Origin of the sequence: uncultured Rikenella sp. (assembly GCF_910579375.1) — a bacterium.
In the GTDB taxonomy this organism is placed as follows: domain Bacteria; phylum Bacteroidota; class Bacteroidia; order Bacteroidales; family Rikenellaceae; genus Rikenella.
In genome coordinates this window covers 1-14,046 of the sequence record NZ_CAJTUJ010000040.1, presented here as the reverse complement: position 1 = coordinate 14,046, position 14,046 = coordinate 1, and the positions used below count along the sequence as shown (strand labels likewise).

The following is a 14,046-nucleotide window of genomic DNA, read 5'->3' as shown; positions in this document are numbered from 1 at the left end:
GCGCGCCTTGCGCGATTCATCTACATTCGGCTACCGCCGAAATAGCTGAATCGCTTCTTTAGGCGGGGCGCGCGTCGGCCCTACAGGAGGGTACTGCCCTCAGGCCGGGCAGGCCCCACGTCCCGTGGACGGGAAATGCTGGCGCATTTCAACTGGCCGCCTCTACCCCTATTCTCTGTCCGCGCGCTGGCGGAAATCTTATTCAAACGCGAAACTCGCGTTTGAATGATTTCCTACTTCAGTGATCGCGCGCGGTCAGGCTCTGTGCCGGACAGAACTGCCCTGCGCGGGCGGCGGACGGCTAATAAAGCAAAGACAACCCTAACAAAACGCCCGATGGGCGCACCGGAGGGACGGAGCGATACTACGTATCGCTTAATCTGCTCGACTAGATTCTTCAATGCGCGTCACGACGCGAACACCTCCTCCGCAAGAACTCTTATCACTTTGGCACGCTTTATGCTATAATGATTATCGAATCGCTGGAGAGCGGCAAAATGAAAAGGGTTTCCGCCCTCTCCGGACTGACTATTCGACGGTTGTTTACGATTTGTTTTGTTTGTTTTGGGTATTAGTGGCACAGGGAAAGTTCAGATAAATCCCTGTGCCGCTAATGTTTTCTACCCATATCGGACATCCATCAACCATACCCTCCCAAAGAACCGGCCACAAAACAAAACGGGCTTACTCCCATCAAAGAGTAAGCCCGAATGCTTCAGCAAAGATGCTTTACAAAAGATCGTCAAGGTCAATATCCGGAATCGCATCGGCATCTACCCAATCCTCTACCTGACCGGTAAAGGTGAGTCCATTCTTACCGAATTTCACGGTATACTTATAGTTTTTCCCCGCTTCGATCCCGCCAGTCAAGTCCGGCTTCCCACCCGTAGACGGATTGGTCACCGTCGTAGAGTTAATATTAGCGGAATATGACTGATCTTTGTTTCCGTCATTATGAACCACCTCGATTACAATCCCGTTGTTCGCCGGGTCAGAATCGGTATTCAAATCCGTTCCCGTAACCGGTACCAAGTACCCTATCGCATCGATGTAAGGTTTGATCGGAACCGTCGCCGTCGGATCACCCGGATTATTCACCGGTTGAATCTTAATCGGAGTCGTTTCGGTGGCAGCCGTGCTACCGGTCGCTACGACCCCTTTCAGTAGATCCAAAGTGAAATCCGAGCACAAGCCACCGGTCTTCGAATAGATCTTGATCGCTTTCAAACCTTTATCCTTCGCCCCGCCTGCGCTGACCTGCAACCCGTCTTCGTCCTCGCCTTTAACCACCAAGGTGATTTTAGCCACTTTGTAGCTGAAGATCAATTTCTGGCGGTTGTTTGCCGGATCGGCCGGACGCGCCACATTCAACAACGGAGTCGCCCATGCGAATCCATAGTCATACACTTCCGTCTTCCCGGTCTGAATCGTCTGATCAGAGAGGTCTGCCTTGAGCTGGAACGTCGTATTATCGACATACGCCCGTTGATTCGGCGCCGCCGGCATTCCCGGCGCAGAAGCTGTAGCCGAAGCCACCCACGGGAAATACCCGAGGAAGGTCAACTCCGCATTCGCAGTTCCCGACGCAGGCCAAAACAAGAGCGGACTTTTGCCCGACTGCTGTTCCTCGCGATAGTACTTTGAGGTAGGCTGATTCTGCTGGTCATCAAAGAAGTGATACGAGACGTTGGCGGTTTTATCGTTCGAACTGTTGTGCCACAAAGCCGTCGCAGCCGCGGTAGCCGTGGCCGGAACGGTAGCGGAACGGAAAGCGAAAATCCCGATCCGATCCATCTTCAAGGTACCATTCGATCCATCTCCAAGGGCGATGTTGGCTTTGGTGATCTCTACCGTAGGCGCACCGGAGCCGAACTGAACGGGCTGTGCGGTGTCCGGAGTAGCGGGCACTGAGTCGTCGAACGTAATTTTGTTACAACTTACCGCTACCAGCAGTGTGGTAGCCAGTATTAAAATCCGTTTCATCCGTTTTCTAAGTTTGGTTAGAACGGGAATTATTCCCGCTCTGCGCTTGAGGCTGAAAGGTGAGGGTAAAAGGAGAGGGGAGCGCACGTCACCCAGAGGCAAAATTACGCACCCCTCTCACCCTAAGGTTTCAGTCGTCGGATGACAGACTAAACTGCCGGAATTTCGTCAGAACCATTCGGTTCTACTACTTCCCAGTCTTGGATTTCACCCTCAAACTCGATTTCGTTCTTATCCAACGTAAGTTTGAATTTGTATTCTTTCCCCGGAGCAATCGCCGGCAAATAATTCTTCGCAGCGGTAGAAGTTCCCGGAAGCGTCGTTACCAAACCACCTTTAGTCTGGTCGAGCGTAGCGGTATAAACTTCCGGATCCTTACCATTCGTCTGACCACTTACATAGAATTTGATGAACACATTGGTCAAATCCCCACCGACCGAAGAGGTAGCGTTATTCCCTGCCGGAATCAGATAACCGGTTACGGTAAATTTCGCAGCAGGTTTCGTAGTTGCAGCAGGAGTTCCGCCTGTACCAGCCGGAATCGTAATAGTCGTCGTCGTGGTATCGCTTGCTGCCGAGGGAATCTTGAACAGATAACCGGTGAACGGACTCGAACCCGAGAAAGTCGGGAAAGTCGTAGTATTAGTCCAATTCGCCATCGCCGGAGCAGTAGCATCGGTCGTTACCACGTTGTATACGCCGCTCGTAGCATCCACTTGTTTTGCCTGCGTGAGGTCGAACTTAAAGCCCTGATTCATCCCGTCGCCATACATCGCAATCGCTTTCAGTTCTTTCGGGATATCTCTGGTCACCGTGTGAGCCACAGTTACTTCGAGGGTGAGTTTCGCCACCGCATATTTAAACTGCAACCGAACCGGATCCTGACGAGTCCCCAGCGCAGCCTGCGTATCTTTCTTACCGTAATAAGCAAACATAATCGGCCCCGGATAAGCGTTTTTCGTAACAGTACCCGGCGTACCCGTCTGATCAAAGAATTTAATGGTACTGTTGGTCATATCACCCGTTCCGACAAAATTAGTATTCGTAGCACTGGCCACAGTGGTCGGCATCTCAAAAACATTACCCGAAGCGTCTGCCAAGTTACCCGGCAAGGTCGTAGGATAGTAAGCATAATAGTTCCAACCCTGCCCCCCAGCAAGATAATACATAGTATTATCGATCGGATCCGGTGTAGCAGTCGGATCTACAAACGGTTCAAAGTGAGCAATCGCCGGTACCGGAGTAGCCGGGTTAGTCGTACCATCATACGGATCCACCGATTTTACCACATACTTCCGGTTCAGATACTGGAAATCCGCGTTAGTCGGGAATACCGAAGCCGGAGCAGCCCCCAAAGTTTTGGTATCCAACACAGCATAGATACCGATCGTATCATCTACTTCAAAGGTACTGTGTCCGCTAGCATCCAAGCCGGCTTTCGATACCGTTGCAGTGCTTGCCGCACTGGAGAAGCGCACAACGTTGTCTGCCGGAAGATTCGGGTCTACCGGAGCCTCACCGATGGTCCGTTTCGAGCAGGCGATCACAGCAAGTGACGCAACTGCCAAAAGAAGACTCTTTTTCATTGTTGTTTTGTTTTGGTTGTTAAAATGTTTGTTTTCCTTGTGTTTTGGTCGTTCTTATTTTTAGCCGGAAACCACTCCGGCATGTAGCAACTCGGTTAATTACTGTGCCCAAAAGGTCGGGAAATCATTCCCCACCACTTCCCACTCTTCGATCGATCCTTCGACGGTCACCGGCGTTTCGGGCTCGATATCGACGATATACCGATATTCTTTCCCCGGCAACAATCCTCCGGTCACCATTTTGTCGGTTTTCGGAATCGGACAAATCAGATTCGCCCCACCATTAAACGTCAACCGAATCACCGGGTTCACCACTTTCCCCGCTCCCGCATTCGGCACGACGTAGCCCCAGGTAGAAGTAGCCACCAACCCGTTAGTCCCTGCCACCTGTTGCAAAACCCAGAATTGATACGGATTCTCGTCATCCGCCACCGCACTCGTCCGCCCACCATGACTGGCCACCTTATCATAAGCCTCCTGTTTGAGGTCGATCACGCATTCGCGATACAGCCCGCCATCGGCATAGAACTCGACGCCTGTCAACTCCCCGCCCATCATACTCGGGTCATATTCCACTTCGACCTTGATTTTGGACAATACATACCGGAAAGTCAAGTTAACCACACTCCCCCCATTAGTACTCATCCCTTTGCGCTTCGCGTTATTGGAGTACATGTACGGCAAAACGTTCCCTACCGTACTCTGATCCCTGATATCCTTGAGGTCGATGGTATAATTAATCGTATCCACCTCCGCGTCCTCCGGTTCCGGCCCCACCGCCGGCCAAACGGCATAGAAGTCCAACAAGGTCGATGTCGAACCGAACCGTATCCGGTCTTGAATGGTTTCGGCCGAGAAGTTGTTGTTGTTATCTGCCACATACCGACAGTCCTTAGCCTCCCCTTTCACCGTATTCTGGCCATAATTCCCGGAGATTGTCTGCCCCGCCAACGGAGCAAAGACAGATATCTTATCTCCCTGATCGAACTGCGGCGCAGAGAGTGCCGGATTAGTGTCCTTATCCGAGACTTTGGTAACCGTCTCAGCCTTGGCCGAGAATCTCACGACCTCTCCCTGTGCGACATCCTCCATAACGACCTGCTTGGCCTTACATCCGGCGCACAACACCGCCGTACACAAGGATAATATGATGATTGTCTGCTTCATCGTCTGTCTCTTCCTTTCTTATTGCACGGTTCCCGAAATATGCGTTCCCCCGTCGTTCCCCGGCTCCCAGTCCGTAATTTCCGCATCGCCCAAAATAGCCGAACCGCTGTCTTTCAACGTGAGGTTATAGATATATCTCGTCCCCTTGACATAGGTCATATCCTTAGGCTTCGCGTTATAAGTCATACCGTCCGCCGTCGTCACCGTAAATTCCATGTTTTTGATATTCCCGTTCGGCACCACCGCAGCTTTACAAACGCTCACGCCCGGCTCCAAATTGAGTCGTCCTCTCGCCCCCGTCCCCGTTCCTCCATTCAACAACGCAGTTCCCCCGCTCTGGACATCGAATTCATATCCCGATTGCAATCCATCCCCCGTAAAAGTCACGGAGGTAATATCGCCCACATCCCCATCCGGCATCGTGACCGGATCGAATTTGATATTAATAACCACCTGCGCCACCACATACCGGAACTCCAGTTTCACATATTCAAACGTTCTGGAAACGCCTTTTGTTTTCCAGGTATCCGAATAAAGCACCGCCCCGGTCATCCCTTTAGTCTGATCCGCTATATCCATCTCCACTTTTCCCGCCGCATCCGCCTCTGCCGAATAAGGATAATATCCGACAAAGTAGAGTTTTTTAGATTCCGGGAAGGTAATCGGGTCATTCCCCGCCTCTACCAACAGTTCTCCGTTACTCATCTGCACATACGGCACATTCTGCCGCACGAACTCATCTCCGGTAGCGAACATGGAGCTATTTTGCGGATAAGCGTACATCCCGATCACATCCCCCTCTTCGAACTTATCGTCATCCAGCACCTTCGAAGTCGTCACCTCTCCGACAGCAAACCGCACGGGATACCCCTCCTCATCCCCCATCCCTTCACCGACGGTACGTTTGCTGCAACCGGCAAGCATCACGACCGCCCATCCCGCGAGTACGATATATTTCATTTGTTTTTTCATAGCCATTTCCTACACCCGAGTGTATTAAATCCCGTCGACATCCTCTCCCTTACCGTCCTTCCACTTCACGATCACCGTCAAGAATCCCGCATTCGCCTTCACTTCGATATCCGCTTCGACCTTGATGTTCAAATCATCTTCCATCGCCCCATTTTTCAATTGCTCCGTGATATCCTCCTCGTGGATAAGCGTTCTCCCCGACTCGGTATCGGTGTCGAAGTACAATTGGAGTTTATTGCGCAGCGCCGCATCGATTTCCGCCTGGTTCCCAAAGATCAGCATATTTCCGCTCCAAGTCGTCTTGTTACCCGAAATATCGGTCAATTCGAACGGCGAAGCGCACTGCATCCCCCCCACAATCTGCCCCGTCGAGAGATCGACCCCCGAGGCCACATTCCCCAACAACCCTCTCATCGACTTGACCTGATCCGTCAACCCCGTCAAGTTGATTTTGAAATTCACCACCTTGACCTGGCGTTTCATCGGCATCTTCACCTCAATACACGAAGCGTCGTCTTCGACGATCACAATGCCGTTGAGATTGACATTTTCCAAGCTGGACGAGAAAATCCACCCCGGCTGATAAACCACCTCCACACCGTCCGCCTTCGAGAAATTATTCTGTTGCAAGTACGCCGCCGACGCCTTCTTTGCGCTAATCTGCGCCGTCGCAAAGGTTTCCGGTTTCAATACTTCGACATAGTCGTTCTGATTGACCAGAATCATGTGATAAACCCCCACCGAGAAGACCATCTGTTCGTTCCCCACAAATCCCCCGTCCCTCGGAATGGCGTATTTCCCCATCATCGTCCCGTCTTCGCGATAGAGATAAAATTCGAGCGTCGTCGGCAACTCCGCCCCTTCCGGCACCTCGCTCCATTCCGGTATCACCTTCAGCGGCAACTGTTTGATCCGGGTATAAGGCCGTTTGTTACATCCGCCGAAAGTCAGTATTCCGCATATCGCGACAAGCACGAGCCACGTCGCCGACAGAGTTCCGTATTTCAACCGCATTTTCATTCTTTAGTTATCTTTTCCGACATTTCGGATATTACAGAGCACTTAGTATAATCGGAATAGGGTACCGAAATATTGTCAGTGTTCCGAATTTTCGTCATAATTTCACTCAAAAAAACGCCCTCCTCTCCATCTCATCCCAATCACACCAGCCTAATACACCCGCTCCTTATGCCCCATCCGGAAGATCACCGTCGCCCGCACCTTAGTCGGCCCGATCCACGGTTTGTTCTTCTGTTCCACCCACAAGTTGCGCTTCACGATCGAGTTCCACTCGTAAACGTCCATTTTATTGGCCAAATATCCGATCCCGATCCCGAACTCGAACGCCCAACGCCGTCCCACCGGCAAGTAGTAGCCGTAACTGATCCCGCCCCCCATCACCGTCCCCTGACGTCCTTTCTGGTTCAGCTTGATATCGTAGTCGGCATACTGTCCATAGAGGCCGATAATATGTCCCGCCCTCGAGCGGTCGTCCCCGAACCAGTATCTGAACTCCGGCCCCGCACCTGCCACATATATCCCCTTGTTCCCCGTATTATCCTGCTTTTCCCAGAACGTCAGTGTCCCTTCGAGCAAGATCGAGAAGTGGCCGCCGATATGAAACTCCAGCCCCGCATTCGGTGCCGCCACCAACCAGTAGGGTAAATTGGTCCGCAACGAAAGAATCTGATCGATCGGCCCTTCATACTTCGCCCTTACATTACGCCCCATCACCCCCGGCCGCCAAACCGGATACGGATTGGTGCGAATCGCCGCCAGCTGGCGTTCCCGCTGCGCCGCCGACATGGTATCCGAAATGGCATCCGTCAGCTCCCGCGTCACATTGATCTGCGACTGCATGCGGTTCGCCGCCGCAACCCCTTTGGCTCCCTTCCCGCCACTGAGATAGGTGGCGACTTCCACCCGCCTTACCTTATTATATATATCATCTCCCCCCAGCCACGCATCCGCCCCGTCATTCCCATCGCCGAATTCGCCGTCCGAATCGTAATAATCCTCTTCCGCCTCCCGCACATGCGTCAGAAAACGCACCCCGTGCAACTCATTGTGTTCCAATCGCCCCACGAGGAAATCCTTCACCGCCAAAATCCTGGCCTCCGCCAACTCCCGCGTCCCGATGCGGCTATCCAGCGTAGAAGTGTACGCCGTCAAGACGATCGAGTCGATCGCCACCGTCTCCTGTTCGGCCACCCGTCTGGCCAGCGAGTCGAACTGTTGACGCTGCATCAGGTTCGGCCCGTATTGGAACACCAGATCGCTACTCCCCGTAACGAAATAGAATTTGATTCTCTGCGGTCTCACCACCGCCGCTTTCCGCGCCGCCGCGGCACCGGTCGAGGCGAATATGCCCTCCGTATACATCTGCGCCCTGAGTTCTCCCAAGGAGCCGACCATCGCCGACAGCATCCCTACCGCCATCGCAAACAAGCGTTGTTTATTCATTCTATTTCGCTGCATATCTTAGTTTAAGCGCCAAAAACTCCGTGTCTCCGAAAAATAACCCGCCTTCTCATCACCGCATCCGAGCCTCACATCTCTCCGCCGCTACCCCCCTCTCCTACCCCTTTCGTCATCTCCGCTCCGTTTATTTTTCTCATCCCCGCCACCCCTCTGAGTTTCAGGTACCGATACATACTCCGTTCGTTGCACCGCACGATATCGCAAATATCCCTCACCGTAAAATCCCCCTGACAATACATCCGCACCGCCAGGTCGAGTTTCTCTTCGTTCATTTTGATCGACCCTTTCGGCCGCCCACCCCTCACCGTCGATTTCCGCCCCCTCGTCCGTCCCTCGCCACCCGTTTCCCGCCCCAACACCGGCACCATCCGATGGTGAATACATGCCAACAACTCCTCTCCGCCCCCGTGACACAAAATCTCCCAACACCCCTCCAGCCACTCTTCCGCCAGCGATACCAATTTGAATCGCCTGCGCGACCACATCAGCAGCACCTCCACAATATCCTCCACCCCCACGCATATATCCCTCAGCGAACACACCACCAGCTTATCTCCAACCCCCAGCAACTCCGCCACCTCCAGAAAGCGATCTTTCGCCCGCCCCGCATCCTCCGCCACATCCAACCCGTCCACCCCGTAATTCATCAGCCTCACCACCTCCGCCGAACTCGCATCGCCCGTATTTACAACAAACCCTCTGACCATGATCGCTTAAATATCCATTCGGATTTCCCGCGACCGAACGCCCCGAAAATCCACTCGTTTCCGTAAAGTCCAAAAGGAATCAAAATCATTGATTCCCAAGTTTATAAATCCTCCTATCGAATGAAAAATCCATTCCTCTCCCCCATTCGACGCTTCAATATCTGACAACAAAGATACTGCAATAAATCATACCTGCAAATTTTTTTATGTATAAATATTTCACCCTACCGGCAGAAAACAGAGGCTTCGAAGCGATGAAGCCGGAAAAATTCCACCCCTCGGCGGCTCTGAAAAAAGATATGACAAAAAATCAACGCCGAAAAGATCACCCGAAAACCCGACCTGTCGCTAAAAATACACCTTTCACAAACCTATGAAATACAAATACTTATATATCAATAAAAATAATTGTCACTATTTTACCGGCCACTGAAAATTATGACAAATTTTCATTCAGGAGAGTGCCGACAACAAACCGACAACCACTTAAATCCCGACTTGCCACATTCCGTCGGATATGACAAAAACAGGCTTACAGCCCGGCCGACAACGACAACGCCCCGCAAATTTCGGTAGAAACCTCGCCCAGCGTTCCTCCAACCTGCTGATTGACCGCCGTATAGACCCGAATTTGCTTGACCGTCCGGAGCTCGACCCTCCGCCCCGCCTCGTCCACCGCCCGATCGATGTCGAATTTATTGCCGTACCGCGTATCCGGATCTCCGCCGACCACCGTCGTATAATCCGGCGACCAGTTGTCCGCATATCCCTCCCCCAGATCGCGCAGCACATACTTCACCCCGTTCCACTCCGCCGGATCCGGCAATCGGAGCCCCCGGAAAACGATCGTCCGCTCCCCTTGCGCCGCCGCCGGCCAATAACTCTGCGGATGGATAGTCGCCAACGCCTCGATCGTCCCGCTCCCTCCCCGATTGTCCGTCCATACCACCTCCTCCGCCTGCGCCACCTGCTTCGGTCGGAAGTAGGTTATCTCGTAATCCGCCACGCTTCCCGTCGCCTCGTCCGCCGCCCCGCGCAACCGATACCAGCGTTCTCCGTCCGGACTGACCTCGACAACGCCCGGTTCGGAACTCCCGTCGAAAGCGTTTCCGAAAATGACGAAATCAGGCCCCTCGATATTTTTGAGTTCGTGATCGAACTCGAAGACGACCGCCCCGCCGAAGCCTCCCAGGGAGAGACATCCCTTTTTCCCGCCGACAAGCGATTCAGCCGCCTCCCGGGTTCCCATCTCCGAATTGACGAATTGTCCGGGAGCGGGCGTATAACTTACGATTCGGGCGATCCACTTCGAATGCTCCGGCGGCATCGGATCGTTCGTTTTATTACATCCTGCGAGCCCCAGCAGGCCCGGAAGCGCCCAAATCCAGACTGAATTTTTCATTCCTTTTCTTTTTGAAACGAGAATGCACCGCATTCGTAGAGGACAAAAATAGCCTTTCCGTCCGAACCGTCCAAGCGATCGGCCAATCCGCCGTTTCCCGCTTTCCCGCCCCGGGCTACCGCGACGCGGGTAACGAGGGTTGTTTTGGAGCACTCGTCACTACAGGCACGGTCGGATCGGTGTGGTCTGCTTCGACGGAGGAGGGCTGCGGTTTTTACCTGGATTTCAACATGAGGTACTTCTATTCGGGCCGTGCTCTCTATCGGGCTTACGGTTTTCAGCTGCGTTGCCTCTCGGAATAAACGGGAACGAGAGGCACGCGAACCGGGCAGCCTCGCCCCCCATTGCCCACCGCGGGACCCCATAGAGGCGTTTGATGGGGTTATCAGGGCCTTGCGGGGCCTGCCCGGCCGACGCGCAGACAGACCTCGATGTTTTCGAATTAACGTCGGGCGGCTGTCCATGTCAAGGAGACTGTTTATCTCTTCTCTCTGATCCGCTTAGGCCGCGGGGGCCCCTACTTTTTATTATGTGGTAACCGACGCTGCCAGTGAGGGCATGCAAACGTAGTTTCGCTGATTGCCGAACGGCGAGGAGGAAAACAAGCGAAACGCAGTTAAAAAGTAGGCAAAAAGCACATTCAAGGGAGACTCGCATCCCTCTTGAAAATCCCCCGACGTTCCTTTAGGTAAAGTCGCCTTGGGGTAGAGGCAGCCAATAAAACGCCCTGTGGGCGCGCCCCGGGCTTCCGCTATTATGCCACCGGCGAACTGGGCGGAGTCGGAAACAACGGATACAGTTGGTCATCCACAGTCCGAGGAAACGGTGGCATGGATCTGAATTTCCTGTCGCAATATATCAGCCTCAACGCAGCGAACGGATTCGCCCACGGTTTTCAGTTGCGTTGCCTCTCGGAATAAACGGACGCTTAGCGTCTTTTGATGGCCGGGTCTACCCTAAAAATAAGGGCAGCCTCTACCCCAAAAGCTACCCTAAGCAGCCGGCAGCAGCGGCCCGAAACCTCTCCCTGGAACCATACCCCAAGCCACAAAAAAGCCTCGCCGAACAGTCGGCGAGGCAACGAAAAAACTCAAAAGCCCACAAAAACTACAACGCCACCATATAGACCCTGCTCGCCGGCAAATCCGGCACAACCAAATATCCCTTAGCCACCGAAATATCCGCCGGCCCCCGCAGCTCCACCCCCAAATCCAACACCGTCACCGCATTTTTCCCCTCCGGCGTCAGATCGACAAAGCCCACCTCTCCCGCACCGTTCTCCCCCCTCCAGTTGCTGAAATAGAGCCTCTTGCCATCCCCCGAGACCGCCACCCCGTCGTACTGACCGAACCGATCCCCCATCAGATTCACCGGTTCCGCCGTCAAATCCGTCATATTCACCGCATAAATACCATTTTCCGCCCCCGGCCTCTCCTCCGGATCATACGACGCCACGTACAACGTCCCCTCATGCTCCGCCAGCCCGTTCGCCCCCGGAATCGTCGCCACCAGCTTCGGCACCGGCCTCCGCGCCCCCCACACCGCCTCGCAATCCCGCACATCCAGCGCATAAATATGTCCCGTATTCGTCACCGACACCAACAGAAAATCCCCCATCGCCACGATATCGTTCACAAACACCTCCCCCTCCGGAAACGCGATCTTCACCGGCTGCACCCCCGGCTTTTTCAGGTGAAAAACCGTCACGCACCCCACATCCGCCACGAACAGACAATCCTCCTTGACCGCCATCCCCTTCGGCGCATTCAGCGCCCCCCGCGCCGGAATCAGAATCCGATTCTCCTTATTCAGCGAAACGATATACCCCCGTCCTTCCCGGTTGAGCGGCGCCAGCGAATCCGTCCCGAAATTCGACACCAGTATCTCCCCGCTCCTGAGCACCAGCGTCCCCTCCGGAAAGCGCATGTTTTCCGTCACCGTATAGACCTTCTCCTTCCCCGCCGCCACCCCCTGCTGCGCCGCCGCACACACCCCCACTCCCGCCGTCCAGACCGCCAAAAACGTAAACAACCGTTTCATAACCTATTCTTTGTTAAGTAAGTTGCAGTAAAGATAATTAAAATTCCTAAATTTGTCCGGAACTTTACTTTTTGCCAACCAAAAACACGCAAAAACACCATCGCTTATGAACAACCCCAACATCCGCATCGTTTCGGCTGCCGAGGCTGTACAAGTCGTCAAGAGCGGCGACCATATCCACCTGAGTTCGGTGGCCAGCGCTCCGCAATGCTTGATCAAAGCCCTTTGCGATCGCGGCGACCGCGGCGAACTCCGTGACGTCTTCATCCACCACCTCCACACCGAAGGCCCGGCACCCTATGCCGATCCGAAATACGAAGGGATCTTCCAATCCTCCCAGTTTTTCGTCGGCAGCAACCTGCGTCGCGCCACCCAGGAGGGGTATGCCGACTATATTCCCGTTTTTTTGAGCGAAACGCAAAAACTGTACCGCTGCGGCGCCTTGCCCATCGACGTCGCCATGATCCAGGTATCGCCGCCCGACAAACACGGCTACGTATCGCTCGGGACATCGGTGGACGCCACATTGGCAGCAGTCGAATGCGCCCATACCGTCATCGCCGTCATCAATAAATACGTCCCCCGATCGTTCGGCCAGGCCATGATCCGGATGTCCGAGATCGACATCTGGTGCGAAGACGACACCCCGCTGATCGAAGCGCCGTTCACCGCACCGAACGAAGTCGAGACCGCCATCGGGAAACACTGCGCCGAACTGATCGAAGACGGCGCCTGCCTTCAGATGGGCATCGGCGCGATTCCGAACGCCGTACTCGCGCAGTTGGGCGGACATAAGAATCTGGGTATACACACCGAAATGTTCGCCGACGGCGTTCTGCCGCTCGTCGAATCGGGCGTCATCAACGGGATGAACAAAGTGACCGACCCGGGCAAAATGGTATCGACCTTCCTGATGGGCTCTCAGGAGGTCTACGACTTTATCGACGACAACCCCGGCGTGCTGATGATGGACGTAGGGTACACCAACGACCCGCACATCATCTCCCAGAACCCGAACTTCACCGCCATCAACTCGGCCCTTCAGATCGACCTGACCGGTCAGGTCTGCGCCGACTCGATCGGCACGAAACACTACTCGGGCGTGGGCGGCCAGATCGACTTTATTTACGGCTCTTCGCTGTCGAAAAACGGGAAAGCGATCGTCGCCATGCCGTCGAAGACCAACAAAGGGATCAGCAAGATCGCCCCGGTACTCAATCCGGGAGCAGGCGTCGTGACCACGCGCGCGCACATGCACTGGTTCGTCACCGAACACGGCGCCGTGAACCTGTACGGCAAGACCTTGCAGGAACGGGCCCGGCTGGTCATCAGCGTGGCCGCTCCGGAGCACCGCGAAGAGTTGGATCGCGCCGCTTTCGAACGGTTCGGCCCTCACCACACCTATATTAAGATGGAGTGCGGGATGTAGGCCGTATTCTACGATCCTTCGTTATATTCATTTTATCCACCCTCTCTTCGGTCTTCCGGAGAGAGAGTTGTTTTACCTCGATTCTCTGCGACGGCCCTGTCCGCCCGCCCCGGGCTACCGCGACTTCGGTCGCACGGGCTATGGGGGTGTAGCGAGGCTCGTCGGCTACTTCGGATTCAGCTGGTCGTCCGCGTTCTACGATTCGGGCGACCACTACCGTGGCCTGTGCTTGGATTTCCATTCGCAGAGCCTCGATCCCAGCTGCTCGGACTACCGCGG

At 54.3% G+C, this 14,046-nt stretch carries 13 protein-coding genes; 4 read left to right on the top strand and 9 right to left on the bottom strand.

Going from position 1 to position 14,046, the window contains the following annotated elements; translation table 11 throughout:
• Positions 1-729 precede the first annotated feature (729 nt).
• The 7 genes from QZ302_RS05245 to QZ302_RS05215 form a co-directional block, all read right to left on the bottom strand.
• Positions 730-1,983: a hypothetical protein gene (locus QZ302_RS05245; protein WP_294593297.1), complete on the bottom strand. Its 1,254-nt coding sequence runs from the start codon at positions 1,981-1,983 to the stop codon at positions 730-732.
• A 149-nt stretch (positions 1,984-2,132) separates the two neighbouring features.
• A complete protein-coding gene (locus QZ302_RS05240; protein ID WP_294593295.1) occupies positions 2,133-3,569 on the bottom strand; it encodes a hypothetical protein in 1,437 nt (478 codons plus the stop codon).
• Between the two features lie 99 nt (positions 3,570-3,668).
• The gene (locus QZ302_RS05235; RefSeq protein ID WP_294593291.1) at positions 3,669-4,736 is read right to left on the bottom strand and encodes a fimbrillin family protein; all 1,068 of its coding nucleotides are present in this window, start codon (positions 4,734-4,736) and stop codon (positions 3,669-3,671) included.
• 18 nt (positions 4,737-4,754) lie between these two features.
• A complete protein-coding gene (locus QZ302_RS05230) occupies positions 4,755-5,696 on the bottom strand; it encodes a fimbrillin family protein (RefSeq protein WP_294593289.1) in 942 nt (313 codons plus the stop codon).
• A 36-nt stretch (positions 5,697-5,732) separates the two neighbouring features.
• Entirely contained in the window at positions 5,733-6,728 is a 996-nt protein-coding gene (locus QZ302_RS05225) for a DUF5119 domain-containing protein (protein WP_294593287.1), read from the bottom strand.
• 150 nt (positions 6,729-6,878) lie between these two features.
• Positions 6,879-8,171, bottom strand: coding sequence for a DUF3575 domain-containing protein (locus QZ302_RS05220; RefSeq protein ID WP_294593285.1), 1,293 nt, complete (start codon positions 8,169-8,171; stop codon positions 6,879-6,881).
• An 86-nt stretch (positions 8,172-8,257) separates the two neighbouring features.
• Entirely contained in the window at positions 8,258-8,896 is a 639-nt protein-coding gene (locus tag QZ302_RS05215; RefSeq protein ID WP_294593282.1) for a hypothetical protein, read from the bottom strand.
• A gap of 206 nt (positions 8,897-9,102) precedes the next feature.
• Here QZ302_RS05215 and QZ302_RS05210 point away from each other — a divergent pair, with 206 nt between their 5' ends.
• The gene (locus tag QZ302_RS05210; protein WP_294593280.1) at positions 9,103-9,273 is read left to right on the top strand and encodes a hypothetical protein; all 171 of its coding nucleotides are present in this window, start codon (positions 9,103-9,105) and stop codon (positions 9,271-9,273) included.
• Between the two features lie 155 nt (positions 9,274-9,428).
• Here QZ302_RS05210 and QZ302_RS05205 read toward each other — a convergent pair whose 3' ends face one another.
• Positions 9,429-10,298 carry a hypothetical protein gene (locus QZ302_RS05205; RefSeq protein ID WP_294593278.1) on the bottom strand — a complete coding sequence of 290 codons (870 nt, stop codon included), beginning with the start codon at positions 10,296-10,298 and terminating at the stop codon, positions 9,429-9,431.
• A gap of 11 nt (positions 10,299-10,309) precedes the next feature.
• Here QZ302_RS05205 and QZ302_RS05200 point away from each other — a divergent pair, with 11 nt between their 5' ends.
• The gene (locus QZ302_RS05200) at positions 10,310-10,600 is read left to right on the top strand and encodes a hypothetical protein (protein ID WP_294593275.1); all 291 of its coding nucleotides are present in this window, start codon (positions 10,310-10,312) and stop codon (positions 10,598-10,600) included.
• Positions 10,601-11,405: 805 nt separating this feature from the next.
• Here QZ302_RS05200 and QZ302_RS05195 read toward each other — a convergent pair.
• Positions 11,406-12,338 (bottom strand): hypothetical protein, encoded by a 933-nt coding sequence (locus QZ302_RS05195; RefSeq protein ID WP_294593273.1) that lies wholly within the window; start codon positions 12,336-12,338, stop codon positions 11,406-11,408.
• A gap of 106 nt (positions 12,339-12,444) precedes the next feature.
• Here QZ302_RS05195 and QZ302_RS05190 point away from each other — a divergent pair, with 106 nt between their 5' ends.
• The gene (locus tag QZ302_RS05190; RefSeq protein ID WP_294593270.1) at positions 12,445-13,767 is read left to right on the top strand and encodes an acetyl-CoA hydrolase/transferase C-terminal domain-containing protein; all 1,323 of its coding nucleotides are present in this window, start codon (positions 12,445-12,447) and stop codon (positions 13,765-13,767) included.
• A gap of 67 nt (positions 13,768-13,834) precedes the next feature.
• Positions 13,835-14,046 (top strand): hypothetical protein (locus tag QZ302_RS05185; RefSeq protein ID WP_294593266.1); only part of this gene is annotated, 212 nt, incomplete at its 3' end.